Annotated in this window: 27 protein-coding genes and 3 pseudogenes; 14 read left to right on the top strand and 16 right to left on the bottom strand. The window is 58.4% G+C overall.

The window, feature by feature from the left end; all coding sequences use genetic code 11:
- Positions 1 to 234: 234 nt before the first annotated feature.
- From OWC48_RS43570 to fabG, 3 genes are all read left to right on the top strand, one after another.
- Positions 235 to 381, top strand: coding sequence for a hypothetical protein (locus OWC48_RS43570; RefSeq protein ID WP_282525541.1), 147 nt, complete (start codon positions 235 to 237; stop codon positions 379 to 381).
- The gene (locus tag OWC48_RS43565) at positions 378 to 1,679 is read left to right on the top strand and encodes a coniferyl aldehyde dehydrogenase (RefSeq protein ID WP_306664740.1); all 1,302 of its coding nucleotides are present in this window, start codon (positions 378 to 380) and stop codon (positions 1,677 to 1,679) included. The genes OWC48_RS43570 and OWC48_RS43565 overlap by 4 nt, the downstream gene beginning before the upstream one ends.
- Positions 1,680 to 1,862: 183 nt before the next feature.
- Complete coding sequence (fabG, locus tag OWC48_RS43560) at positions 1,863 to 2,543, top strand: 3-oxoacyl-ACP reductase FabG (RefSeq protein ID WP_282525540.1); 681 nt, start codon at positions 1,863 to 1,865, stop codon at positions 2,541 to 2,543.
- 267 nt (positions 2,544 to 2,810) lie between these two features.
- Here the strand turns inward: fabG and OWC48_RS43555 are convergent, their stop codons facing one another.
- Positions 2,811 to 4,526: an arylsulfatase gene (locus OWC48_RS43555; protein WP_404979915.1), complete on the bottom strand. Its 1,716-nt coding sequence runs from the start codon at positions 4,524 to 4,526 to the stop codon at positions 2,811 to 2,813.
- A pseudogene (locus tag OWC48_RS43550) lies at positions 4,519 to 4,668 on the bottom strand (SUMF1/EgtB/PvdO family nonheme iron enzyme); the annotation flags it as partial. The pseudogene OWC48_RS43550 and the gene OWC48_RS43555, both read right to left, overlap by 8 nt.
- 521 nt (positions 4,669 to 5,189) lie before the next feature.
- Between OWC48_RS43550 and OWC48_RS43545 the strand changes: the two are divergent.
- Positions 5,190 to 6,631, top strand: a pseudogene (locus tag OWC48_RS43545) (DUF1254 domain-containing protein).
- A gap of 571 nt (positions 6,632 to 7,202) precedes the next feature.
- Here the strand turns inward: OWC48_RS43545 and OWC48_RS43540 are convergent.
- A complete protein-coding gene (locus tag OWC48_RS43540; RefSeq protein WP_282525539.1) occupies positions 7,203 to 7,895 on the bottom strand; it encodes a helix-turn-helix domain-containing protein in 693 nt (230 codons plus the stop codon).
- A gap of 808 nt (positions 7,896 to 8,703) precedes the next feature.
- A complete protein-coding gene (locus tag OWC48_RS43535) occupies positions 8,704 to 8,964 on the bottom strand; it encodes a hypothetical protein (protein ID WP_282525538.1) in 261 nt (86 codons plus the stop codon).
- A 474-nt stretch (positions 8,965 to 9,438) separates the two neighbouring features.
- On the opposite strand from OWC48_RS43535, the gene OWC48_RS43530 reads away from it, so the two are divergent.
- Complete coding sequence (locus OWC48_RS43530) at positions 9,439 to 10,137, top strand: hypothetical protein (RefSeq protein WP_282525537.1); 699 nt, start codon at positions 9,439 to 9,441, stop codon at positions 10,135 to 10,137.
- Between the two features lie 143 nt (positions 10,138 to 10,280).
- On the opposite strand, the gene OWC48_RS47610 is transcribed toward OWC48_RS43530, so the two are convergent.
- Positions 10,281 to 10,478, bottom strand: a complete 198-nt coding sequence (locus OWC48_RS47610; RefSeq protein WP_282525536.1) for a hypothetical protein — start codon at positions 10,476 to 10,478, stop codon at positions 10,281 to 10,283.
- 222 nt (positions 10,479 to 10,700) lie between these two features.
- Between OWC48_RS47610 and OWC48_RS43520 the strand changes: the two genes are divergently transcribed.
- Positions 10,701 to 11,642 carry a serine protease gene (locus OWC48_RS43520; RefSeq protein WP_282525535.1) on the top strand — a complete coding sequence of 314 codons (942 nt, stop codon included), beginning with the start codon at positions 10,701 to 10,703 and terminating at the stop codon, positions 11,640 to 11,642.
- Between the two features lie 446 nt (positions 11,643 to 12,088).
- Here OWC48_RS43520 and OWC48_RS43515 read toward each other — a convergent pair whose 3' ends face one another.
- Complete coding sequence (locus tag OWC48_RS43515; RefSeq protein WP_282525534.1) at positions 12,089 to 12,418, bottom strand: hypothetical protein; 330 nt, start codon at positions 12,416 to 12,418, stop codon at positions 12,089 to 12,091.
- A gap of 110 nt (positions 12,419 to 12,528) precedes the next feature.
- Here OWC48_RS43515 and OWC48_RS43510 point away from each other — a divergent pair, with 110 nt between their 5' ends.
- On the top strand, positions 12,529 to 12,798 hold the full coding sequence (locus OWC48_RS43510; RefSeq protein ID WP_282525533.1) for a hypothetical protein: 270 nt from the start codon (positions 12,529 to 12,531) through the stop codon (positions 12,796 to 12,798).
- Between the two features lie 11 nt (positions 12,799 to 12,809).
- Here OWC48_RS43510 and OWC48_RS43505 read toward each other — a convergent pair whose 3' ends face one another.
- From OWC48_RS43505 to OWC48_RS43490, 4 genes are all read right to left on the bottom strand, one after another.
- Entirely contained in the window at positions 12,810 to 13,304 is a 495-nt protein-coding gene (locus OWC48_RS43505; protein WP_282525532.1) for a hypothetical protein, read from the bottom strand.
- A gap of 464 nt (positions 13,305 to 13,768) precedes the next feature.
- Positions 13,769 to 14,029, bottom strand: a complete 261-nt coding sequence (locus tag OWC48_RS43500; protein WP_282525531.1) for a DUF1811 family protein — start codon at positions 14,027 to 14,029, stop codon at positions 13,769 to 13,771.
- A 15-nt stretch (positions 14,030 to 14,044) separates the two neighbouring features.
- Entirely contained in the window at positions 14,045 to 14,206 is a 162-nt protein-coding gene (locus OWC48_RS43495; RefSeq protein ID WP_282525530.1) for a hypothetical protein, read from the bottom strand.
- Positions 14,207 to 14,235: 29 nt separating this feature from the next.
- A complete protein-coding gene (locus OWC48_RS43490; RefSeq protein WP_282525529.1) occupies positions 14,236 to 14,484 on the bottom strand; it encodes a hypothetical protein in 249 nt (82 codons plus the stop codon).
- Between the two features lie 359 nt (positions 14,485 to 14,843).
- Between OWC48_RS43490 and OWC48_RS43485 the strand changes: the two genes are divergently transcribed.
- The gene (locus OWC48_RS43485; RefSeq protein ID WP_282525528.1) at positions 14,844 to 15,005 is read left to right on the top strand and encodes a hypothetical protein; all 162 of its coding nucleotides are present in this window, start codon (positions 14,844 to 14,846) and stop codon (positions 15,003 to 15,005) included.
- 102 nt (positions 15,006 to 15,107) lie between these two features.
- Here OWC48_RS43485 and OWC48_RS47605 read toward each other — a convergent pair whose 3' ends face one another.
- Together OWC48_RS47605 and OWC48_RS43475 are read right to left on the bottom strand one after the other, a co-directional pair.
- Positions 15,108 to 15,380, bottom strand: coding sequence for a DUF6894 family protein (locus OWC48_RS47605; RefSeq protein ID WP_282525527.1), 273 nt, complete (start codon positions 15,378 to 15,380; stop codon positions 15,108 to 15,110).
- Positions 15,381 to 15,720: 340 nt separating this feature from the next.
- Positions 15,721 to 15,894, bottom strand: a complete 174-nt coding sequence (locus OWC48_RS43475; protein ID WP_282525526.1) for a hypothetical protein — start codon at positions 15,892 to 15,894, stop codon at positions 15,721 to 15,723.
- A gap of 331 nt (positions 15,895 to 16,225) precedes the next feature.
- On the opposite strand from OWC48_RS43475, the gene OWC48_RS43470 reads away from it, so the two are divergent.
- Positions 16,226 to 16,657, top strand: a complete 432-nt coding sequence (locus tag OWC48_RS43470) for a hypothetical protein (protein WP_282525525.1) — start codon at positions 16,226 to 16,228, stop codon at positions 16,655 to 16,657.
- 177 nt (positions 16,658 to 16,834) lie between these two features.
- A complete protein-coding gene (locus tag OWC48_RS43465; RefSeq protein ID WP_282525524.1) occupies positions 16,835 to 17,215 on the top strand; it encodes a hypothetical protein in 381 nt (126 codons plus the stop codon).
- Between the two features lie 936 nt (positions 17,216 to 18,151).
- Here the strand turns inward: OWC48_RS43465 and OWC48_RS43460 are convergent.
- A pseudogene (locus OWC48_RS43460) lies at positions 18,152 to 18,270 on the bottom strand (cold-shock protein); the annotation flags it as partial.
- A gap of 783 nt (positions 18,271 to 19,053) precedes the next feature.
- On the opposite strand from OWC48_RS43460, the gene OWC48_RS43455 reads away from it, so the two are divergent.
- The 4 genes from OWC48_RS43455 (at position 19,054) to OWC48_RS43440 (ending at position 20,301) form a co-directional block, all read left to right on the top strand.
- Positions 19,054 to 19,344 carry a hypothetical protein gene (locus tag OWC48_RS43455; RefSeq protein ID WP_282525523.1) on the top strand — a complete coding sequence of 97 codons (291 nt, stop codon included), beginning with the start codon at positions 19,054 to 19,056 and terminating at the stop codon, positions 19,342 to 19,344.
- Entirely contained in the window at positions 19,341 to 19,511 is a 171-nt protein-coding gene (locus tag OWC48_RS43450; RefSeq protein ID WP_282525522.1) for a hypothetical protein, read from the top strand. Before OWC48_RS43455 ends, OWC48_RS43450 begins: the two co-directional genes overlap by 4 nt.
- Positions 19,512 to 19,566: 55 nt before the next feature.
- A complete protein-coding gene (locus OWC48_RS43445) occupies positions 19,567 to 19,704 on the top strand; it encodes a hypothetical protein (RefSeq protein WP_282525521.1) in 138 nt (45 codons plus the stop codon).
- A gap of 156 nt (positions 19,705 to 19,860) precedes the next feature.
- Complete coding sequence (locus OWC48_RS43440; protein ID WP_282525520.1) at positions 19,861 to 20,301, top strand: nuclear transport factor 2 family protein; 441 nt, start codon at positions 19,861 to 19,863, stop codon at positions 20,299 to 20,301.
- A 97-nt stretch (positions 20,302 to 20,398) separates the two neighbouring features.
- Here OWC48_RS43440 and OWC48_RS43435 read toward each other — a convergent pair whose 3' ends face one another.
- The 3 genes from OWC48_RS43435 to OWC48_RS43425 all read right to left on the bottom strand — a co-directional run bounded on the left by OWC48_RS43435 (position 20,399) and on the right by OWC48_RS43425 (position 22,162).
- Positions 20,399 to 20,524 (bottom strand): hypothetical protein, encoded by a 126-nt coding sequence (locus OWC48_RS43435; RefSeq protein ID WP_282525519.1) that lies wholly within the window; start codon positions 20,522 to 20,524, stop codon positions 20,399 to 20,401.
- Positions 20,525 to 20,879: 355 nt separating this feature from the next.
- Entirely contained in the window at positions 20,880 to 21,221 is a 342-nt protein-coding gene (locus tag OWC48_RS43430) for a hypothetical protein (RefSeq protein WP_282525518.1), read from the bottom strand.
- 710 nt (positions 21,222 to 21,931) lie between these two features.
- Positions 21,932 to 22,162 carry a DUF6894 family protein gene (locus OWC48_RS43425; RefSeq protein ID WP_282525517.1) on the bottom strand — a complete coding sequence of 77 codons (231 nt, stop codon included), beginning with the start codon at positions 22,160 to 22,162 and terminating at the stop codon, positions 21,932 to 21,934.
- Positions 22,163 to 23,024 lie beyond the last annotated feature (862 nt).

The raw sequence follows: 23,024 nt of genomic DNA, 5'->3' as shown, positions 1-23,024 counted from the left end.
AGTGGTCATAAAAGAAGCGCGACGGCCCCGCATGAGCGAGGTGTATGCCTGCCTGGGATGCTGCGCCCAGTGCGGCTGCTGCGCTCGCGCCATCAAGCGGATCATGGATGAGAGGCTGGGCTCCGTCCATGCGAGCGCAAGCATGCACTGAACTTGGAGTTGACACGGTCATGGCTAGCACGTGCCCTGGTTATCCACCTGGAGGACACGCGAAACCCAGAGAAAGCGAACATCATGAACGTGCCTGTCAATTTCCGTTCCGTCGACATTCCCGCTGAACTGCAGTCCTGCTTCGCCACGCAGCGGGCGGCCTATTTGGCGGCGCCCGAGCCATCCTACGATCAGCGCATTGCTGACCTGAAGACCCTCGGCAACTCCTGAAGGACAACAAGGACGAGCTGGCTGCAGCGATTAACGCCGACTATGGCAACCGGTCTGAATTCGAGACCCTGTTCGCCGAATATTTCGTTGTCCTGGAAACAATCGCCGACGCCAGAAAGAACCTGAAAAAGTGGATGAAACCGCAGCGCAGGCACGTCGACTTCATGACCTACCCGCTCGCGCGCAACCGCGTCATCCCGCAGCCGCTCGGCGTCGTCGGGGTCATCGTTCCCTGGAATTTTCCGCTTAACCTAAGCTTCTGCCCGCTCGCCGCAATTCTGGCCGCCGGCAATCGTGCGATGGTCAAGATGTCGGAAAATTCAAGAGCGCTCGCCGAGGTCCTGATCCGTGTCTCGCCAAAGTATTTCCCGCTCGAGAAGCTTGCCTTTTTCGAGGATGGCGGCGGACGAGGACCCGCATTCTCGTCATTGCCCTTCGACCATCTGCTGTTCACGGGATCCGGCGCGACCGGTCGCGCAGTCATGGCAAACGCGGCCCGTAACCTCACTCCTGTCACGCTTGAATTGGGCGGCAAGGCACCTGCAATTGTTGGGTTTGACTTCCCGGTCAAGACAGCGGCAGAGCGCATTCTCTGGGTGAAGATGTTCAATGCCGGTCAGATCTGTACGAATGTCGATTACATGTTTCTGCCCAAAGGGAGTGAGGACGAGTTCGTCCATCATTGCCGCAAGCTATTTGCCGAGCGCTTCCCGGACATCAACGGTCAAGACTACACGTCGATCATCGATGAACCGTCCTTCACGCGACTGCAGGCGACCCTGGAGGATGCCCGTACAAAGGGTGCAGTCCTGGTCAATCTTGCGGAACGGCAGATTCCGGACACGAAGCAGCGCAAATTTCCACCGCATCTCGTGCTAAATCCGACGGACGACATGATTGTCATGCAGCGCGAGATCTTTGGCCCGATCCTACCGATCAAGACCTATACAGATCGGCGGGAGGTCGCCGACTATATCAATAGTCACGACCGACCGTTGGCAATCTATCCATTCACCTCCGATGCCGAGCTGCGCGACTTCTACATCTCGCGGGTGATGTCGGGTGGCGTATCGGTCAATGAAGCTCTCCTGCACGTCGGCCAGCACGACCTGCCATTCGGTGGGATCGGTGCGAGCGGTATGGGCCATTACCACGCGCGCGAGGGGTTCAACACCTTTTCAAAATTGCGCCCGGTCTTCTATCAAGGTCCTCTCTCGCCGATCCAAATGCTATTTCAGCCGCCCTACGCCGGCCGCCCAATGAGCATCCTGCGGACGATGATCAAGTGGAAGACGTGATGCGTGACTGTGGCAGATCAGCGCCAATGATATGCGCCGCAAGCCTGGGCGGATGCCCGGCGTCGTCGGCCTTTTATCCCGGTATCGTCGCGGTCGATCTCAGCCAGGGCGGCGCACATTTTGAAGCTCTGCTGACTATAGTGACTGCGGCGTCGATTCATTCTCATTCGCACGGAGATCGCCATGAAGGGTAACGTCTTTATCATCACCGGCGCGCTGGGCGCGCTTGGCAAGGTGGTCGCCGAGGAAGCCCTTTCGCGCGGCGCGCGAGTCGCCGGTATCGATCATGCTGAGTCGCAGTTCGCCGCAACAGCCCAGCGGATCGAATTCGGCCGCATCGACCTGACCGATGCGGCACAGGCGAAAGAGGCGATCGATGCCGCCGCTGCGCATTTTGGCGCGATCGACGCGCTAATCAATATTGCTGGCGGATTTGCCTTCGAGACCATTGCCGACGGCGATCCCAAGGTTTGGCAGTGCATGCATGCTCTCAATGTCGAGACCGCGCTGAATGCTTCGCGCGCAGCGATCCCGCATCTTCTCATCTCGCGGGCGGCCCGCATCGTCAATATCGGTGCGACGGGCGCATTGCAGGCCGGCCCCGGCATGGGTCCTTATGCGGCGTCGAAGGCCGGCGTGCATAAGCTGACGGAGTCACTAGCTGCCGAGTTGAAAGGCAAGATCACCGTCAATGCGGTGCTGCCCTCGATCATCGATACCGCGGCAAACCGCGCCAGCATGCCGAAGGCCGATTCTTCCAAATGGGTCGCGCCAAAGGAACTCGCCGATGTCATCCTCTTCCTGGCGAGTGACGCCGCCAGCGCCGTTACCGGCGCGCTGCTGCCGGTCAACGGACGGCTCTGAAGCGCGGTTGCGCCGCTACAGCTTCCGAAGCACAGCTCAGCTACCGGATGCCCCTGCGCCGATATCGATGTACGTCCCAGTCGCCTGTCCCGCAAAGACCACCGAAAGATGATTGTCCTCGAGGTTCTGTGAATAGGATAGCTCCAACCCAGCTTACCGCGCTGACCGAGGTCGGCGTGTCCGCTTTGGGGCACCAGGAGACAAGCCCCGACACAAGGTGCGGCGGTCCAGACGTAGATCGCCGCACCATGACGATCATGAACAATCTTATTTTGCCATCGCCGTCCTTGCGGCCTCGATTTTCGCCTTCACAGCATCGAGGTTGAAGCTCGCGCCCTTCTGCATTGGTGGAAACTCGATGGCGGTCATGGCCAGTTTCTCGACCTCCTGCTGGACGAACACGAATCGCCAGAACTCATATTTGAACCAGTCGAAGTATTGTTGCGCGCCGTATTTGGTCCCGCTATCGGGCCAGCCCGTTCGCTCGAACGGATCAAGGCGAAGGTTGATCAGGTAGGGCACGTCAACCTTCGTTTTTTCACCGAGCCATCCACCGGGCTGGTCGATGAAACGATACTTGTAGTCGTCGATGCGCACGGCCCCCAGCTCGCTTTCGCCGAAGTACCAGATTTCGTGTCGGTTCGACGGCCCCTTCCCGGTGATCATGTCCATCTGATTGTAGCCGTCCAGATGGCACTTGTAGGTGCGGTCGCCGATGAACTTGCCCTTCTTCAGTTCGTCGGCAATGTTCGGGTTGCCGGCGGCCGCCAGCAAGGTCGGGAACCAGTCCAGCCCGGAGATGATGCCGTTTTCGACCTTGCCGGCCGGCACCTTGCCCGGCCAACGGATCATCGCTGGCGCGCGGAAGCCGCCTTCCATGACCGTGCCTTTGCTTTGCGCGAACGGCGTCTGTCCGCCGTCCGGCCAGGTGAAGACCTCGGTGCCGTTGTCGGTGGTGAAGATAACGATGGTGTTGTCATCCACACCCATGTCCTTGAGCTTTTGCATGACGATCCCGATATCGTCATCAAGCTGGGCCATGCCGGCTTCATGAATCGACCAGCCGTTCTTGGAGTTGCGCATCGCCTGGTACTTCGGCGACAAGTGCGTGACGATGTGCATGCGGGTTGGATTGAGCCACAAGAAGAACGGCTTGTTCTCGGCCTTGGCCCTTTCAATGAATCCTAGGGCAAGGTCCCGGATTTCATCGTCCACCGTTTCCATCCGCTTGGGATAGAGCGTTCCGGCGTCCTCAATCCTCTGCTTGCCGACCTTGCCCCAACGCGGATCCACGGTGGCATCGTCCACATTGGTCGCCCACGAATGGACCATGTTGCGCGGACCGACTTTGTTCAAAAGCTCCTGCGGATAGGCCGGGTGGGCCGGGTCTTCCATCGCGTCGAGATGATACAAATAGCCGAAGAACTCGTCGAAGCCATGCACCGTCGGCAGAAACTCGTTCTTGTCGCCAAGGTGGTTCTTTCCGAACTGGCCGGTGGCGTAGCCCAAGCCCTTTAGCGCGGTGGCAATCGTCACGGCTTCCGAAGGCAAGCCTGTGGGGGCGCCGGCCTGGCCGACCGTCGTCATGCCGGTGCGGATCGGGAGCTCGCCGGTAATGAAATTAGCGCGACCCGCAGTGCAACTTGCCTCGGCGTAGTAATCGGTAAACAGCATGCCCTCGGACGCAATCTTGTCGAGGTTCGGCGTCCGGCCGGCCATCATCCCGCGATGGTAAGCGCCGATATTCCAGATACCGATATCGTCGCCCATGATGACGACGATATTGGGCCGCTGTCCGGCCGGCGCGGGCGCCGGGGCTGCTGCTGGCTGCTGCGCTTGAGCGAAACTTGTCGCACCGACGGCAGAGAGCGCCGAAGCCGCGACGAGAGAACTACCACTCAACAAGAGATCGCGGCGTTTCAATCCTGCGCCCGCTGGCCGTGAGTTCGTCTCGGGGTTGGCCGGCATCCTATCGTTACTCATGAGATGATCCTCTTCCTGGCACGCACCTGAAGCCGACATGGCTTGCGGAGGTGTCGATCGGCTCGGCATTGCGCGCGGCCGGGCGATAGCGGCGGCAATAGTCAGGAACGCAAGGATGCCAGCCGCCTTTAAGCACCTCGCGCATCTTTCGGTAACGGGTCCTTTGGTGCAGGCTCAGGCCCGAAAAAGCGGAGCGACCATGCTGGCAACGAGTTGCCCGTCCATCTGACCGCTCCATCCTTTTCATCTCACCAAACTGGTCGTATTCGCGATCGGGATACGTCTGACAATGAATAAGGCGCGGTCAACCGTGTGATTTGCTTAACCGTACCAGTAGCTGGCCCAGCGACCACTCCGCCTCTGAAGCTTGCGCACTTGCACCGAAGCCAGAATGACGCAGAGCAGGTTGATCTAGATCAAGAGGTCCGCTTCGGGTCGAAACGAGAAGGTACTTTGCCTGGGCAATCTCGTTCGACCGTGCCTCTAGCGAACCTCAACAATGTGCGTCGCTACTTCGCTGATGGGCCAACAACGGACCTCCGGGCCGCGCTTAGGGTTGCCGATTTTGCATCGTCAGCCATCCCGGGAGATGCGAAACTTCTTAAGCCAACTCGATCTGTGAGCATGCGCGTTTGGCACAAAACACTGGAAGGACTGCCGAAAATGTTTACTAAGCGCGATCTTCTTCGTTCAGCCGCCTCCGCTGTCATCGCGACATCAACGGCGAAGTCCGTCCCGCGTACGCACAGACCAGCGACGACCGCCCAGGTTTCTTCAAGGCTAAAGACATTGCCGAAGCAGGGTTCATCTACGGCCTGCCTATCGTGATGAACTATGCCGTCATGCATGAATACGCGATCGATCGGAGTTCTGGACAGTTCAAGGCACCGTTCAATCAGATCAAGAACGAACCTAACGTCTTCACCTACAAAGATACGGCAATCGTAACGCCAAACAGCGACACGCCCTATTCCTTCGCGTGGCTGGATTTGCGGGCGGAGCCGGTGGTGCTCTCGGTGCCGGCAATCGACCCGAAGCGCTACTACTCGGTCATGCTCTGCGACGGTAATACCTACAATTTCGGCTATATCGGCACCCGCGCCACAGGGAGCGAAGCCGGCGACTACATGGTGGTCGGGCCCGACTGGGAGGGCGATACCCGGGCGGGCATCAAGCAGGTGTTTCGTTCGAGCACACAGTTTTCCCTTGCGGGCTATCGCACCCAGCTTTTCGGCCCGGATGATCTCGACAACGTCAAGAAGGTGCAGGCCGGCTACAAGGTGCAGATGCTCTCGGGCTATCTGAAGCGCACGCCGCCGCCGGCCGCGCCAATCATCGCCTTCCCGAAGGTCGACAAGGAACTCGTGAAGACCAACTTCTTCGATTATCTCGACTTCGCGCTGCAATTCGCGCCGGCGCAGGGTAATGAGAAGGAGATACGCGCCAAGCTGGCACGCATCGGCGTCGGGCCTGGCAAGACCTTCAGCTTCAAGGACCTCCCTCTGGAGCAGAAGCTGGAGATCGGCCTTGGCATGAAGGAAGGCCAGCGGAAAGTCGACGAGGCGGTCGCCAATGTCGGCAAAACGATCAATGGCTGGCGGGTTAGCGGTCTTCCAGGCGATAGCGCGCACTACAATGGCGACTGGGTGAAGCGCGCTGTCGCCGCTCAGGCCGGCATTTATGGGAATGACCCAGCGGAAGCGACCTATCCGTTCACTCGCGTCGACAGCGATGGTCAGACGCTCGACGGCAGCAAGAACGGTTACACCCTGACATTTGCACCGGGCCAGCAGCCACCGGTGAACGCGTTCTGGTCGCTGACGATGTATGACGGCAAGTCCCAGTTCCTGATCGAAAATCCCATCGACCGCTATCTGATCAACTCGCCGATGCTGCCGAACATGAAAAAGAATGCGGACGGATCACTAACGCTCTACATCCAGAACAAGTCGCCCGGCGCTGACAAGGAAGCAAACTGGCTGCCGGCGCCGAACGACACGATCTATCTCGTCATGCGGCTCTACTGGCCGAAGACCGAAGCACCTTCGATTTTGCCGCCAGGTGAAGGGACATGGCAGCCACCCGGCATAAAGCGGGTCGCATAGAGCGACACAGAAAGCGGCCAACTCTAGGCACGAGCACTGCGGTGAAGAACCTCATTGGCCGTGCGCCGGCTCATTGAAGGGATGCAATGTCGCCTTAGGGTCACAGGCTAACTTCGACAACCTGCTTGACCTGATTCGCTTATCTCCTGAAAGCAGACATTGCAGCCCTCTGAGCGGAGGTCAGCCACGGGCCAAGTGTGGACAGGCAGTTACGCGATGAGCGCGGTTCTAGCGTTCACTGCGCGGCAATGAGTGAGCACGTAGGTTCGGACCTTAGGCCCAGGCGCGCGGCTTTAATTCATCTTCTCACGGAATTTTCTTATAATCTCGCGAAGGTCATTCGCGTACTCCTCAATAATCCGGCGAGCCTCCTCCAAGCGCGTTGGCTTGGGCTCGGGCTTATCGGATTCGGAGGGCTTGTTCATGGCAGAGCCTTGAACCTAGATCGCCGGCAAACCAATGAGCTACATCAACGGAACTTATCGCTTAGCTCTTAAGCAGTCGCGGTCATCGATGTGGAGGAACTGTGTATCCCTCATCGTCGCCAAACGGCCCATCGCGCCTTTTGGTATCAGGGTTGTGCCGAACCTTGCGGATCGAAATCGGCAAGCCGCCGCCTGTCGTTTAAGATGATCTCGCGCTGATAGTGGTCTAGGAACGTAAGGACGCCCGCTTTACGCAAATGAGACAGCGCGCGCGAGACCGTCTCGAGTGTCAAGCCGAGATAGTCCGCTATGTCGCGGCGGCTCATGGGGAGCGACATCTTGTCCGCTCCGGTCCGGCAATCCATTTCAAGCAGGAAGGCAGCGACCCTTTCTACCGCGGTCTTGCGGCCCAGGAGCAGCATATGGTTTTCTGCGTGCTCTAGGTTGCGGGTCGTCATACTAAGCAGGTTGCGCGAGACAACAACGTCTTTTGCGGCCATCAATTGAAGGCTCTCGCGCTTAATCAGGCGCACGATGGTTTCGACGACGGCCTCGGCGGTAAATCGATGCTTGTCGCCGTTTTCAAGCCCGAAAATATCGCCCGCTAAATGAAAGGCGCCGATTTGGCGCCGACCGTCTAAAAGCAACTTATAACTTCGTACCGCACCAAGCTTGACCTGGTAGACATACACGGCGGGCTCTTCTTCGCCGAAGATTTCGGTGCCCTTCTGGTATGTGAACTCATTTAGGCTGATAAATGGGGCAGATGCACCCGATAAACCAAATTCATCTAGCGTATTGGGCCGAGGTCGTTGATCCGTTGTGGTACGCACATACATGGGTCAGTCCTCTTCCGTATCAAATTCCTTACGAATAATCCTCTCGTGCTCCGGTCGTTCGACGGACCAACGTAATCGATGCTTGACCCTTAGGTCATTGTACCAAGGGACAATGTTAGGTTGCTGGCGCCACCGCTGCGCGAAGGCGCCACTAGTCCGCTAGCCGTCATGCTCGGGGTCTTTTGGCAGCCGTTTCGAGTTCGCTCATGCTAAGGATGTGCCGGAGAATTCCAGTCGTCGAACGGCCACCAATGATATTGTAATGACATTTGGTGGTTTTTATCTGGATTCTTACGTCATTTTAAAAACAGCGATCGGCGGCCCTGTTTGAGCGGATCGCGGGCCATTGCGAGAGATCAGATGACGGTGATTTCGCTAGAGGACGCAAAGGTCCGCCGGATTTAAGACGACCAACTCTACCCGCTTTGATTTCATCGTTCATGAAACAGTCACGCAATTCTCGCAGGCGACCAAATGGCCTCGTAAGCCGCTATCTTGAGAGCGGCAGTGTCAACGGCGCGAACAATTTCAGCGGGGGATCGCTTCGCCAGGTTCTTCAATGACTGCGTGACGGTCCAGGCCTGAGCGCGATCTATAAAGATCGCGCGGTCATGGAGCGTTCTTGCCGGCGCAAAACGCGCCTCAAGAGGGCGGGTGAATGTTGTGTTTTCCAGGGGGCTACAGCCGGTGAGAGACTTGGCCTTGCCCCACTTTCGTCCGTAAGCAGCCGAAGTGGAACTGCTTCTTGTAAACAAGTCCCAAAACGGTCAGTACGGATTCGTCCATGTAGGGGTCTACGATCAGCACATCAGAGCGGGCGGCACCAAGTATCTTGGATATTGCTGAAAAAGCGTCGAAGGCATTTCCGACGAGAAGGCACCTTGCGCACTTGCGGGGCTTTCAGTTCCGTTATTGCAAGCGCCTGATACAATCCGAGCATTATCTTCTGAAAGTATTCTGCGCGGTTCGCAAATTGCTGGAGCCCACTTACGGCCGCCGCGACATCGGTCATTATCAAGATATCGCCAGCTTCTTTCAACACCGCGTTGACCTGCCCGAACCATTTCATAAACTCTGGCGAGAGGTTCGCAGTCTGCGGCGCTTGAGGGGCGATTCAATCAAGCGCCCAACCCGGCGATAAAGTCCCTCAGGATCAACTATTCATTTTCTGCCCTTCGAATCAGCGGGTGATGGTGCCATACGGGCAGCGCAGGCACAGCCGATTGCTTGGATGGTATCTGCGGAATTCACAACCTATGGGCGCCGAGCTCGAGCCCCGAAAAAGCTCCCGAACCGAGCAAGACCTTGGCCTGGTATCCCACGGGTTGTGTTTGCCTGTTGTGATGTGGCCGGGCTTGTCTTGGATGTGGCCGGGCTTGCTCCCGGCCACCTTCTTGAGAGCTACGACACCGGCTTCGCGCGAGGGCTGCGATAGTGTCATTCCGCGCGCCGTTTGACCCCTTATCGGCACCGAAGGTTGACCCCGGCCAGTAATGACGAAACCCTTGGATCGTCGGCGAAAAATCCATCGCATATGGGGTCAATGTTGGAAGCCGATGGGGGTCAAAGTGCGGCGCTTATTCACATACCGGGGATGAAAAGCCGCTCCGATGCCCTGAAGACCGCCAACATCAAGTGGCTGGTCATGCTGGCAGTGTTCGATGCCGCCGTGGTGTTGTTCTTCGTCGCGCCCGAGTTGGTAAGCGCCAGCACGATGGCCATCCTGCGAGCCAGTTCAACGGCGGTCTTGCCGGTTGCGGTCCTTCTGCTTACTGGTGCGTTGTCGCATGATGCCAAGGCTAGGCTGGTCAACTGGAGGATCGCCAACCCTCTCCCAGGCGGCCGGGTATTCTCTGAATACGCGCCGGCGGATGCCCGTATTGACATCAAGGCGCTGACCAAGAACGTCGGCGCGCTACCGACCGATCCAGGCGAGCAAAACGCGAAGTGGTACAAGCTGCACAGGCTTGTGGGCACCGATCCTGCGGTGGCGCAGGCCCACAAGCTGTACCTAATGTATCGAGACATCGCCGGAATGTCGTTGCTGCTCATTCCGCTGGTGCCAGCCGCGCTTTGGTACGCTGGGGCACCGCTGGCCAGCCGATGGATCGCTGGCGGCCTGTTCGCCGTCCAATACGTGGTGTGCGCTATCAGCGCGCGTCACAGCGGCACGCGCTTTGTGTGCAATGTCCTGGCCGTCCATTCGACGACAAGGGTGAAGACCAACCCTGTGCAGCGCTAGTGCGCCGCGCACGGCGACGATGAAGGCGTGTTCCGAAGGATCGCAGGAGCCCGGCGCCTGCGTGATGACGGCGGCGGCCTCGCGCCCATGCGGCGCAGATCGCGTCGTGACGGTGGGCGGAGATCGGAGCATTCGCCTCTCACTTACTCAGGCTCACGATGTTCGCTGCGCTCGTCGCGCATCTCAGGCTCAACCGCATTAAGTCGGGCGAGCAGTTCCGCAATCCCAGGATCTTCAATTGGAGAAATCTCTTTTGGGCGATCGACTTCGTCGTTCTGCTTGTCGCGTCGGCGCCAGAAGATGAAGCCGACGCACACGAGTGCGAGGCCGACAACGATCAACGGGAGCCCAGCGCAACCATATTGCGATCGCCGAAATAGACATCCGATCCTGCTGCCAGATGACCGCAAGCGCAATGCCCCACATAGCCGGCTTGCCCCAATGCCGTGCACGATCGGCCGGAATGGCAGGCCGCAATGGAGGCGCTTGATGCTGGTGGTTGAGTCTCGGCGGCCCAACCATAAAGGCGCAGATGTCGGCTTTTGGGGCTAAGCAGAAATTCTTTGCTCACTCAGAGCATTGCCGGTTTTGACCCTGAGCGGACGAGTTGTCCGAAAGACAATCGCGTGGTCAGTCCCATTATTTTGAAACATTTAGATGTGAGCTACTTCACGTCTCTGAATGCCGAAGAAATGTATTTTGGCCCTCTGGTCACGTCCCTGGGAGACATCATGAGGAGAGCGACATGTCCCAAGACTGGAGTGCGCCCGCCGAAGCCCAAAATTCGCGATAAAAAAGGGCGCAAGGTCACACCACTCACCGTGTTCCCCGGCGACGGGCGCAACATTCTATTTGACACGAGTTGGCCGTGGCTCCTGACCGGAAAAATCATCACGAGTGACAATGACACGGGTTCCGGCGTGCTGATCGGCGATCGGCTTGTCCTTACCGCCCGTCATGTCCTGCCCTGGAATAGCATTTCGACCGGGAATTGGTGGATGAAATTTACGCCGCACTACTTCGATGGAACAGAGCCGTTCGGTTCTTCGTTCGTTAGTGACGCGCGCCACTACGGAACTGACGACTCCGAATTCAATCTATCGCACGATTACGCGGTTCTGAGGTTGTTCGAACCTCTCGGGCATCAGCTCGGCTATATCGGCACGACCTCCTTCGATGACGATTGGCGAAATCTCAACGTCTGGTCCAACATTGGCTATCCTTTTGACGTCGGTGGTGGGGAACGCCCCGCTGTGCAAAACTTCCAGCCAATGGAAGACGACTATGAAGATGATAATGGACAGACCCTCGAAACGGAGGCCAGTCTGAACCATGGCAACTCCGGCGGGCCGTTTTTTGCATGGTTCGAAAATGGGACGCAGGTGCGCGCGTGTGGAGTGGCATCAGGCGAAGTGAGTTTCAATAGCGACGTCGACAATTCCGTATCCGGTGGCGACAACCTGGTGAACATAGTGGACTGGGCACGAGCGAACTGGCCGTTATAAGGGATGGCAGAATACTTGCCGCGCCTAGTTCTTGTATCTCCGAGTCGGTGAGCGAGATTCACACTTCGCCGGGACACGCGCTAGCCGTAACCAAGCGCGAAGTGGAAAGTGAGCGTTTGACTTGGCCCTTCGCGGACCTCGTGCAATGTCCGCTTGTGCGCCGCTGTCGGGCGCATTGCGGACATCAAACGCGCCTGGGACCGCACGTAGGATCAGTGTCGCGACGAAGCCAACGAGATCAAATCGCACGCCGTGAAAAGGTCGCCAAGCGAAGCCGCCGCTACATCCACGGTCGACCTCGCCAGGCTCCCCGAGCAACTTGCGCGGTTGGATCTTCCGCACGCGCTCGATCGGAAAGAGTAGCGGCGGGCCCCAAGGACAAAGCCCGCCGCCGACGCGACCACGCGCTGCCCACTGAGAAAAACAGCAGTGGTCGCGATCCAAGTTCACGCACCCGTCGCCGGAAACATTGCGGTCGCAAGATGCTTGATGTAGCCGAGCAGTGATCTGGCCTGAGATCGGTCCGCGCCGAATATCGCGACCAAAGGTCTCTCGCCCGGTCTCGTCCTGCCGCTCGGCCGGAACGTGGCGGCAGCATAGCTGCCGATCGCAGCGGCGACGGAATCCTTACCGGTGCGCCTGGCCGAAATGACGTCCAGCTCTTTGACGCGCTTGGCCGGAGGCTCGCGACCGGTCACCTCGCGGAAGAAGTGACCTCCCGCGGCGACATCGGCAAAGCGAAGGCGCCGCGCAAGACGGCGCGCCAGCCGTCCCATGACGCGCCAGCGAACATCGGCCCGAACAACCGCGGGTCAGACATCGCCGAGACGGGATCTGGGAAGGCAGAAGTGCGCTTCATGGTGTCGTCCGCCTACGGGCGACGCCAATGGAGATCGGCAAGCGTAACCGCTTCGTCGGGGCGTGGCAGGCGGCCGATCTTCAAGTCGCCATTCGAGCCGACGTCGAGCACGCCGATGTTCAAAAGCCGCCGCGCCAACGCGGCGGATGTCCTCTGATGGATCGAGACCTGCAGCTCTCCGTGGAAGGCCCGGATCTGTCCCAACGATCCAGTGATCGAGATCAAGCGACCGTCGAGTTCGCGGCGATGCTGCGCGTGAGCATCCATGACATCGCTAAGGGCCTGCAAGCGGCGTGATATCGGCGCGCTCATGGCTGACCACTTTCCGCGCTGGTCTGGTGCCACCAGTCTTCTAGAGACTGCGGGACGGCCTTCGCTGACGAGGTCTGGAGCTGCAGCTTACTCTCGGCCCGGCGAAGCTCGTTGCGGAGACGGACCAGATCCTCTGCAACGTTTTCCCCGGCGAGCTGGCGACCCTGCATATCCTCGATCGCGATGGCTAGTTCGGCACAATCGGCTGCGAAGGTCCGCTGTAGGGCGACGTCGGGACTGGTCAGCTCGGCAAGGTAGAGCCGCCGCCGGTGCCGGACCCGGCGGCCTAGCCGTCGTGTTGCCGTCGACTCTGCCGCGCAATGGGTCAATGGCCCGAGGCGGCCTGGATTGCCGTGGCGGCCGGCGGCGGCTTGCTTTTGGCTGGTCTGTCGCTTGCTGCATAGCGCATGTCGGTTGCTGTACTCAGTCGAACATAACGCGAACTTGCGAATTTCCAAAATGCCATATTTGTAATAGTTGTTAAAAATCAATGGCTTATTGCACGATCTGCGTGCAACTGAATGTCGACCCGAAGCCGCGGCAACGAGGCCGGACCGGATTGGGGATTGATGAAGGAAGGCGGAGGTCGAGAGTGGAAATTAGGCGAGTGCACGGAATCGAAATGGCAACACGCCAGGGAATAGATCGCGTGTCTTGTGATCCTGTTCACATGCGGCGCGGCGAAGGTGTGGTACCGCGACGCATTCAAGCGACGGAGGGCTCGATATTGCCCGCCCTGTTCGATTTTCTATACCGGGAATATTGCCGCGCGCGCCTCGTCGAGATGCGCAGACAGCTTCTCCTGAGTCGGACGAACAGCCCCGAGTCCACGGAAGCGGATGGCAACATCAGCTCTGACGGCGCGAATGACCGGGGTAACAACGTAGGCGACTCGCAGCGTGAAGACGACCAAGCCGGGCCAAGTTAACGGTCCGTCGCGGGCGGCTTACCCCTGTTAACGATCTGTAGACTTTCGGCTCAGCCGCGAAATCATCGATACATCGACCGCGTAGCTCTTGGCGAGTTGCATGCGCAGGTCGACTACCTCTTTCGCGCGCTCGTCGGCAACCTGCATAGCGCGGCGCTTGGCATCGCGCAGACGAATGATCTCGGCTTTTGCCTCGCGCAGCATCGCGGCCGTGCGCTCGATCTCGCGTGCTGCCGCGAGGCAGAGCGGGGATCGCTCGGATGTCAATCGTTGCACCAAATCGGTCATGAGGTCAGGCCCTCCCTATTCGGCCAGGCGCGAAGCCAGCGTCTCACCAGCAGCGCGGCGCTTCAAGGCTTCCTTGCGCTGATGCGGCGCCAGCTTGGGCTTGCGGCCGAACTTGACGCCTTTGGCCTGGGCCGCTTCCGGCCGGTGGCGAAGGCAGGAAACGAAGCCACGGGCCACGGCTGGGCCGGCGCAGGGCCTGCAATAAGTCAGGTGCTCTTCGAGACAACTGCGATCGCTTCGCTAAATCCGGTCTCGGCATCGAAGATCTTGATTTGCAGATGAGGAAACCGAATCTTCAGTTTCCTACCGGCTTCGAACGCGCTGTCCTTTGCTTTGAATGTTGACTTGATGTGACCGTCGACGACTAGGGCATAGCCGCTCGTCAGAGGTTCAATCGACGCCTTGGTAGCGCGGGCAGACGAGGCGGGCGTTACCATCCTGCGCTTCTCGCGCATGAGGAAACTCCGATTTCGGGGATACGGGGCACCAATTGCCTGCGGTCCCCAAAGTTCCTGCTCACCAGAACCGGCCTTGCCGAGCCCCGTACAGCGGCCGTCCATCCGGCCGGTGCCAAAGCCCGGCGGAGGTGCACCAACGCACAGGCGGGCCGTCGGGGGCGGCCGTGAGGCGCCGGTATCTCAAATTTGTAAGGTGATGGTCAGGTCGCGGGCCCATTGTCTCAGTCGCCCCCGCTTGGCAGATACGCCCATGACGCGGGATAGCCGCTATTTCCTTGTTTCCCTTGTTCCTGAGAGTGGGAAAGCCCCCGGGCCGCGTAGTGGCTTTCGCATACCCACGATGTGAAAGGGCCGCCATGGTGCTGGATGGCGAAAAGTTGCGTAAAGAGGCAACGGAAGCACGGCAGATGGCCGATGCTGCCAGCAACCAGCAAGACAAGGATTTCTGGCTCCGCATAGCCGAAGGTTGGTTAAAGCTTGCTCTCGAGACCGAGGAGCTGAAGGGCAAGCGGCCATGAACGCGCGTATCAGCGTTGTGCGCGTATTGAACCGTCGCTAAGTGCCGGAGTTAAACCCGAAGGGAAAAGAGCCCCATTAGGGCGCCGCAAGCTGAAGAGGAATCAATAAGAGGCCGCCAACTGAGGCGGCCTTACTGCTTCGGCGTCGGCGGGTAGAACGCGATGGAAGCTTGCAATACAGGGTGGGCCATTGTCGTCTCTGACGTCTATGGCGAGAGGCGCGCGACTATCCTTCCCGCGAGGCGTGTTCCTGATGATATCCACGAGGGAACGCGCTGCTTCTTCCTGTGTCGCCACCAGGTCGGGCAAGGTCATTCCCTCTTCATCGACGGACAACCCATCTCCGTCCCTGATGTCGAAATAGTACCGCTTCATGCTATCTCATCTTCCCAAACTTGCCTGTGGCACTTTTGACATTCGAACACCCGAACGTTTTGTTTCTTGCGGGGATCGAATGCCGAAAACGCAACAGCTACCTCCCCATGGCAATGAGGGCATGAAGGATACGGGCCGCGGTCTTGCGGTTCGGGAGAAGCTTCTTTGCCTGCGTCTGTCATCGTTAGTCGGCACGTTCCCGTTCATCCCATGCCGAACCACTACCAGAACCAATGGTTCCCTAAACGATTTAGGCACTGCGTCTTTCAAACAGGCAGTACCGACGCCCGCCAGTGTAAACCGGCGGGCCCTGTCTTTCACGGCCTCGGCCGCTAGTGCTTCATGTGCCCGGCTTCCCACCGCCAAGTTGCCAATCGCCGTCGTCGTACTTCATCTCGAAGCGCAGGAGCATTTCCTGGAGGTGGTACACGCCGAACAGCGCGAGGTTTCGCTTCTCGCAGACGGGCGGTTCTCCGTCTGCATCATGTGCGAGGTTGACGGCGATACGGCCCATGTTCACCAGATCGCGCAGGTCTCCTCCATCTCGCGATAGGCGCCAGCGTCTAGCCGCGGCACTCCCGGCATACCGAGCCGGTCGCAGCCCACGGCAAGTGGGCGCGGTCGTCATTTCCGCGGGTGATAGGGCCGGCAAGCCCAGGCGGCCCGCCTATCGCGGTTGAAGCGCAATCCCCGGCAAGGGCCGCTTCGGGAGTTCTCAGGCTCCGCGAACCAGTCCACCACTGATTTGCTTAAAAATCCATCCCCGCCTTGGGGAAATTGCTTGCGCACCCGTCCAGGTTGCGCTTGGATTGGTCCGTAACTCTCAACAAAGCGGGAGTTGGATCATGGATCTTCGATTTATTTGGAAGGTTTCCGCGTCTTTCGTGTTGCCGGAGCTTATATTTGTCGGCATCGCTGTATTTGCCGCCAGACATTATGACAACGATGGCTTTCTTTCGCTGGGAGTTCTCGGGTCGGGGCTCTACGGATTTACGTTTTTTGGCTGCGTGTATGCCCGAGAAGCATCGACGGAAGCGGCACTAAGGGCTGCAATCGCGGCGGGCATTGTGACCCAGTACTTGGTGCTGGTCGGGCTCGTTTCGTTTTTTCAAGGCAGCGATCACGCTATGGCGCCCATCACACAAACGATGCTCTCCAACTTCACTACCGTCGTCGGTATCGTTGTGGCCTTTTACTTCGGCGCATCGGCCTACCTCGAAGCACGAAAGCACAACCCGCTGGCGGCCGAGACAAGCAAATCAGCAGGCGAAAAATAAGCGCCACCAATTTCACTGCCGTGCGTTGGCGGGTCAAAGGAAGAGCGGCGTCGCCCATCCACCGTTTTGTTGCCGTGCGTCGCTCATCTCCTTTCCGTATTTCTACCAGTTCGGCGAACGTCGCATTGATCTCGCCGACGGGTTGAGCTTGGATCGAGGCTTTAGGGCCTACCCAAAATGAGTGTCAAATCGATCGTGGCCGGAATTCTCAGAGAGGAACTGGCTTCGCTCGGAATCCGATCGTTGACCACCGAAGAGGCGGAGACGATCGCCGCTCGTATCTTTGAAAGGATCACTGATCTCGACCTGGCGATTGCCGCGCGAGACATCGCTTCTGTCAGTCGCGTGGACAAGGTAACGAGACCAGTGGCTGTGTCGGTTTACGATCCGTTGTGCCAATGGCTTTTGAGCACACGGGGACAAGCTGTTCGCCTCACATTCTCCGAGATCGAAGAAATTCTTGGCGGCCGCTACCTGCTTCTGCCTACCGCTTCAGTGCATGGTGGGGAAATGAAAGCTCGCGCAAGGCTGGTCACGCGCAGGCCTTTGCGTGGTTAAAGGCCGGCTTCAAGGCTAAGGTTTCGCTGAAGCAGCGAGCGGTCGAATTTAATCGGACATGATTCTCGCTGCGCGCACAAAGCCGGCTCCTGAGTCGCGGCGGATCAAAGGATCGACCGTGTCACCGATTGTGGCAGCGCGTTTCACCCTGCGCTCGCCCTCCGGTTGCGGAAAGATCACTCCTCTAAACCCTTGGGGGCGCCAGACGATGTTGAGTCGAATGCGACAGCGATGGTCCGAGGCGCGAGCTGATGTAGCCTCGAAGGAAGTGGCAGATATCCTTCGGCGTTATCACGGCATGCATCATTCCGACCAGGGCTTGATATCTCGTGCCTTCGATGCGGTGTTCTCTGAACTGGAAGAACAGTTAGGTGACGTTGCAAGTTGGACGATGGATCGGAAGAAGGCGGTTGCGAAACAAGTCCTAGATTCCGCCAAAATCGGATTCAAGCACGAGTGCGGTCCATAGGTCCCGCAGCTCGTCGTCGGCCAGAGCGCGATCGCGCGCATTGTTGCCGACGGTGCGGGTGCCCTCCACGATGGGGTTGGTGAAGTCCTCGTTGCGGGCGGCAATCGGCCTTAATCATCCTTATTTCAAAAGCCGCCAAATTCCGATTTTGTTAACGTTTGCATCTGCGCCGATCAGATGCAGACTACTGCATTCGTCAAGGCAGCCGGAGCTTTCGCGGCCTTGGGGTTAGGGCTCGCCTTCGCCAGCCCGGCGAGCCCTCCTTCATTCAGCGAAGCTGACGCATTAAGTTTTCCCAGGTGTGACTTCGATGACACCGCGCGCCCGCTCGGACCCTGTAGGCTTTGTCTCGCCGGGGCTGGACTCAATATTTCACGTTTTTATTCTAACCCGGCCGGCCGCAGTGCGAAACCGCCGCGGCCTTTTCCATACATAGGGACCATCCGGTTGATCGAAGGTTGGATTTATCAGCCGATGCGTAGATTCTCAGCCGACTCTTGCCGCGATTTGAAACGACGTCGAAGCTGATTATGTCGCCCTCGGTGAGGCTGCTCAGTCCGGCCTTCTCAACGGCTGAGCTATGAACCGCGTCCAACCCGATGCAGACCAGACGATCGGCGTTTCCGAGATTACCCTCTAACCGGACCTGTTGCGGACATGCCAAAATCGATGCGAATGCCCCAAGCCGATCATCTTTGAAGCTGCATCAAATCATGCTGCCAGGCATGAAGCATCGGACGCGTGGATGGCCGTCGATGTAATGCCTCCACACCATTGTACGGCCAAAACGGTTTGGTTGCGTGACAACGGCGCCGTCAGGCACGTCGACCGCTCGCCAAGCGCACCGTGCATCACGTTCACCGGTCGTGATCCTCTTGCTGGGTCTCGGTGTCATCTTATTCTTCCGGCTCCAGCAATCGGTCCGCCCCAGTTCGGAGGCGATCTGCGTCAGCGGCATCGTGCCCGCCAACGTCCTAAGCTTTTCGATTTCCTCTGCGGCCCAATCCTGCTTCCAGCGCGCCATTTTTTCCGACCTACGAATTTCGCGGTTCCAGTGAATTCACCATCGGCACACGGCTTTCCGTGAGCGCAACATCGCTTGGCACAAACTGCACTTGCCCCGGAGCGCGATGTCTCCACCATCAGTGAGCTTGCCGCCCAGGATGTTCTATCTCTGATAGCACGATTCGACGGCGGAGAGCGCTGGCCCCGGCGTACAAACAACCTCCTATATCCCCGGCGCCGGGGCCAGTTTCCGTGGGCGAAATTTCGCTCGTGTCCGCCACCAAAATTGAAGCTTCGGCGGAGTAAGAGTATGAGAAAGGCTCCGCTATTCACCTGCGCGCACTGCCGAGTGCAAGACGCGGGTGTGATCAGCATTACCGTCTCCTACAAGAAGGGAGAGTCGGTCCATGGCGAGTGGCACCCGGCATGCTTCGAGCAGGTCAGGCCGACGCTGAAACGCAAGGGCGACCCCATGATCGCCATCAGCAGCAACGTACCGCCGAGCGACCCGCATAGTCTTGATCATCCTAGCCACCGTGAACAATGGTTGGCGCTGGCCAGGGCAATCGGGCAGCATATCGCGAGAGATGAACGTAATGGCGTCAGCGGGCCGCTCATAGGAGACATGGACCTCGACGAGGACAAGTCATCATGACATTGCCAACCTCGAAGCCTGATGATGGCACGACCCTCGGCCTCGCCATGGGTGTCGTCGAAGAATGGAAGAAGACCAACAGGTTGACCTACCTGCCGCCGCGCCTCTCGCTCGATCTTGCCAAGCGGTTCGAGCGCGCCATCCTAAAAGTCCGCTTAGACCCGTAGCGGGCCACCATCATTTCTTCTGCATCGCACCCAGCCCGGCAAGGCAGTGGCCCGGATGTACGGCCTCGGTCTTGACCGGCTGGTGGTGCTCACCTACGAGCAGAGTCACGACCGCTCGCCGCAGCCGGATGGCGGCCCGGCCTCCATGAGCGAGAACGTGATCCACTACATGCGCGAGATCGAGAAGGACTGAGCCACGGAAAACTGCCCAGTCACCCTTGAGCTAGATCAACCTTTCGGCCGGGAACGAAGTGAACCTAGCGGCCGATAAAACTACGGGATTGCAACGCAGCGTCCATCGCGGTGAGCGTCACGGTGCAATTACGCATCATCGATGGAGGGAATGGAAATGAAACGTCCAGTTATATTGACGTTGTGCATCCCCTTTATGTTCACGGCTTCGGCGTTTGCCGATGACTTCAAACAGGAAGCCAGCAAGATCGCCCAGACTTACGAGGGTTGCTACACCAAGCAGGACGCGGCTTGCGTGGCCGCGCTGTACACTAAGGACGGTGTTTTTATTAACCCAACCGGAAAGCAAGACGTTGAGACCGCTTATGCCGGTGCTTTCAAGGCAGGTTTTAACAAGCTCGACGCTACGGTCGATGATGCGTGGCAGGTTGATAATGATACCCCGGCCGCGATGGGCAAATTCCACATCACCGGCAAGAACGACAAAGGTGACGCGCTGGATGCATCGGGTATTTGGACCGCCGTCTACGTCAAAGTAGACGACAAATGGAAGATCCGAATGCTGGCAGCATCGCCAGCTCCACCCAAGAAAGATTGATCGTTAAAGCGGAGCGCCCATTCTACCCGATACGAAAGAGGCCGCCACGGTTGCGACACCATGTCGGCCTCTCGCGCGGCACGGCGAGGCTACACCTTCAATCGCACACGACGTCGAACACCAAGTCGGCCCGATGCACCGGCTTCCACTGCGCATGGTAATCGATCAGCTCGCCGGTCAGCCCGAGATCGTGAAAGACTTCCCGGCCGAGGCGCTCTCTCAACTCAATATCGAAGCAAAATCGGCTGACCAATTCATCGCAGATACGATCGCACTGGATCCTCCGCGGGCCGTGGCGGCAATCCGCCGCATGCGCGAACGATTCAAGTGACCAGAGAAAACTGCGGAGGCACTCCTCATCGACATGGAGGCTGACGGGCTGGTCGAAACGGTCGACCTTTTGACCCCTTACCTTGAGTCACTCTAAGCGCCGCCTACAACTAACCATGGGACAATACTGCGAGCCGGAGCCGGCGATCGAGATCGACGGAGGCGGCGACGTCATCCGCGCCGCGAAGTTGTATCGTCCGAGCGGCAAATCCTGCGCATTGAGCATCCGGACGGTTCTGGACGCTGCATCATTTGTCCGTAAAGAATGTGAGGAGCACTTTGCCTTTTTCGCCGATCAGGCAAAGAAAAGTCCGGCGGGTGTCGTTCTTACCTTTTTCGAGATAGGCATCCCCGATGACGATGGTGCGAATGATCGTGTCCTCGACTTTCGTATTGGCCTTTGCAATCGTCATTCCATCAACGTCAAACGAGATATCTTTTATCGCGGGACTGCGTTCTTTCAGCGCGATGAGTCCAGTTGTGCGGCAGGCCTCAAGTTCCGGAGGGAGGTTTTGGGCAACGACAACCCCGAGAGGACAGGCGGCCACAGTACTGAAGAACGCGAAGCAGTACAGTGATCGGATGCTCATGTGACGCCTCCCCTTCAAACCACGAACTGTAGGCCCATCGGCGCAGGTTGGTGCGTTCACTTTGATACACAATTGAACATTTGGTGGTCCGCCCCCGGAAAACATCGTCGTGGATGTGTCTATGACGACTTGAACTGATCGGCCACCCGTGTGTAGGCCGATGGTCCTTTGTTCTTGATCTTTTTCCAGTGTGAGCAGCGGCCCAAGGTGTGGCTGGGCTCACGAGCGCGCGCGACGGCGATTTAAGACCGGCCTGCCGGTGCTGATGTGGGTAGAGGGGAAACCTATCAGCGCTCTGTCCTCATACACGGGAGTGCCCAGCTTCGGCCCGATTTCTCAATCTCCGAAAGGTTCTCCAGTTGGTGCGCCAGCGCTGGCCAGCTGCGTGAGATATTTGTCAACACAGCAGATCACGACCTGAATCTTTTTGGAATAGTTCCGCCGGTCTTGTATTCCACAGCGTAGGCTCCGCACTGTTGACAGAAATCACTCGTGCCCCCTTCCGCCCGACATTATGGCCTAGTGGAGTATGGAGGAGAAATGCGACACTTCTTGTGCACGCTCGGGCGCATTTACTGGCTTGAATTTGCCGAGCGGCTTTCGGCGCGGCGCTCGGTTCGGCAGGTCCGACTTCGAACGAGCGCATGGACGAGTCGGGGCTGCGAGAAGATGCGGAGTGGCGGCCGGGACTCCGCCAACTGAGCCAAAGCTTACTTTCGCTTCTCGGCCTTGATACGCAGGACATAGAGGGTGTTTCGGGACTCGTCCACGACTTCCATTCGCCATTCGCGGTCGGGCGTTAACTTCCCATCGAGGCCTTTGAGTATCTGCCCAGCCCTTACCGTGGCTTCATTCCAAGCGGTGTGCTCGTCAGGCAGCTCCGCGCCTTCGAGGTCGAGTTCGCGGCGTTCGTGGGTGACGTGGAAGAAATAGCGCGGCATGCGTCAGAATCCTGCAGAGCCAGGCCCCGTTCCACAACAGCCAGTGCGAAGGGCCAATCGCCAGCAACACCAACGCCGATCCGAGGCAACCACTTTGGTCCAATGCCGTCCTGCCTTTACGAACAGAACCAGTTGATCAGGCGCCAACTGAACCATCCGATGGCGCCGATCCAGACAACCGAGGCCGCTCCGCCGACGGACAAGAAGGCAACTAACAAATAGCCGGTCCACCGACTGTCGCTGACCGGTGAGGTTAGCTCAGTCTTACTAAGCAAATCGTCCCGTCCCGGAAAGAGAGGAATATCTGCTGCAAAGTCACGCAAAAAATGGCCCATTGATCCATGTCCCCGTTCAGGTCGTGATCATCGAAACTTGCGCTGCAAGATGAAAACAGCGGCTGACACACGCAGAAAAGGCCCATTCTGATCTCGCAATTCCACCTTGGTCGCGCCTCCAGTGCCACGGCGCGCCATTGCCTGACTCAGCAATTCCAAGGCCATCTCTGGTGCCATTGAGATGTTCGGCAATTTGATGCCCTCGTCGTCGATGATGGTGTCGGCGTCGCCTAGAATGTCGAATAGATGGTGGGCATGAGGTGGGAAGAACCGGCATAAGCAAGCGGGGGTTCCTATTTTTCCCGACGGCCAATTGTTTGCACGGTAGGGTGCAGAGGCGAGTTGCCTGCGCGATTTGCTACGCCCCGTAGACGAGGTTTGGCGATTTGAGATTTGGCATTTGGGCCGGGTTGCCAGACTTTCCCAATAGGCTGCTCGGGATTTCGCCGTATTACTCTAGCGGGCCCACCGTCGCCGAAGCGGAGCACTTCGCTACGTCGCGCCTTATAAAGGAACGTAGCTCAATT

It is taken from the genome of Bradyrhizobium sp. Arg816 (assembly GCF_029989365.1).
Lineage (GTDB): Bacteria > Pseudomonadota > Alphaproteobacteria > Rhizobiales > Xanthobacteraceae > Bradyrhizobium.
Note: the sequence above shows the minus strand (reverse complement) of the source record. Positions and strands in the feature narration are given on the sequence as shown.

Coding starts and splice junctions, on each gene's coding strand:
- OWC48_RS43440 (WP_282525520.1), top strand. CDS start 19,861: ATGAAACGTCCAGTTATATTGACGTTGTGCATCCCCTTTATGTTCACG.
- OWC48_RS43510 (WP_282525533.1), top strand. CDS start 12,529: ATGGAGATCGGCAAGCGTAACCGCTTCGTCGGGGCGTGGCAGGCGGCC.
- OWC48_RS43540 (WP_282525539.1), bottom strand. CDS start 7,895: ATGTATGTGCGTACCACAACGGATCAACGACCTCGGCCCAATACGCTA.
- OWC48_RS43485 (WP_282525528.1), top strand. CDS start 14,844: ATGGTGCTGGATGGCGAAAAGTTGCGTAAAGAGGCAACGGAAGCACGG.
- OWC48_RS43490 (WP_282525529.1), bottom strand. CDS start 14,484: ATGCGCGAGAAGCGCAGGATGGTAACGCCCGCCTCGTCTGCCCGCGCT.
- OWC48_RS47605 (WP_282525527.1), bottom strand. CDS start 15,380: ATGAAGCGGTACTATTTCGACATCAGGGACGGAGATGGGTTGTCCGTC.
- OWC48_RS43570 (WP_282525541.1), top strand. CDS start 235: ATGAACGTGCCTGTCAATTTCCGTTCCGTCGACATTCCCGCTGAACTG.
- OWC48_RS43445 (WP_282525521.1), top strand. CDS start 19,567: ATGTACGGCCTCGGTCTTGACCGGCTGGTGGTGCTCACCTACGAGCAG.
- OWC48_RS43425 (WP_282525517.1), bottom strand. CDS start 22,162: ATGCCGCGCTATTTCTTCCACGTCACCCACGAACGCCGCGAACTCGAC.
- OWC48_RS43530 (WP_282525537.1), top strand. CDS start 9,439: ATGTTGGAAGCCGATGGGGGTCAAAGTGCGGCGCTTATTCACATACCG.
- OWC48_RS43475 (WP_282525526.1), bottom strand. CDS start 15,894: ATGGGCCGTATCGCCGTCAACCTCGCACATGATGCAGACGGAGAACCG.
- OWC48_RS43430 (WP_282525518.1), bottom strand. CDS start 21,221: ATGAGCATCCGATCACTGTACTGCTTCGCGTTCTTCAGTACTGTGGCC.
- OWC48_RS43470 (WP_282525525.1), top strand. CDS start 16,226: ATGGATCTTCGATTTATTTGGAAGGTTTCCGCGTCTTTCGTGTTGCCG.
- OWC48_RS43500 (WP_282525531.1), bottom strand. CDS start 14,029: ATGACCGATTTGGTGCAACGATTGACATCCGAGCGATCCCCGCTCTGC.
- OWC48_RS43515 (WP_282525534.1), bottom strand. CDS start 12,418: ATGGGACGGCTGGCGCGCCGTCTTGCGCGGCGCCTTCGCTTTGCCGAT.
- OWC48_RS43535 (WP_282525538.1), bottom strand. CDS start 8,964: ATGAAATGGTTCGGGCAGGTCAACGCGGTGTTGAAAGAAGCTGGCGAT.
- OWC48_RS43555 (WP_404979915.1), bottom strand. CDS start 4,526: ATGAGTAACGATAGGATGCCGGCCAACCCCGAGACGAACTCACGGCCA.
- OWC48_RS43450 (WP_282525522.1), top strand. CDS start 19,341: ATGACATTGCCAACCTCGAAGCCTGATGATGGCACGACCCTCGGCCTC.
- OWC48_RS43465 (WP_282525524.1), top strand. CDS start 16,835: ATGAGTGTCAAATCGATCGTGGCCGGAATTCTCAGAGAGGAACTGGCT.
- fabG (WP_282525540.1), top strand. CDS start 1,863: ATGAAGGGTAACGTCTTTATCATCACCGGCGCGCTGGGCGCGCTTGGC.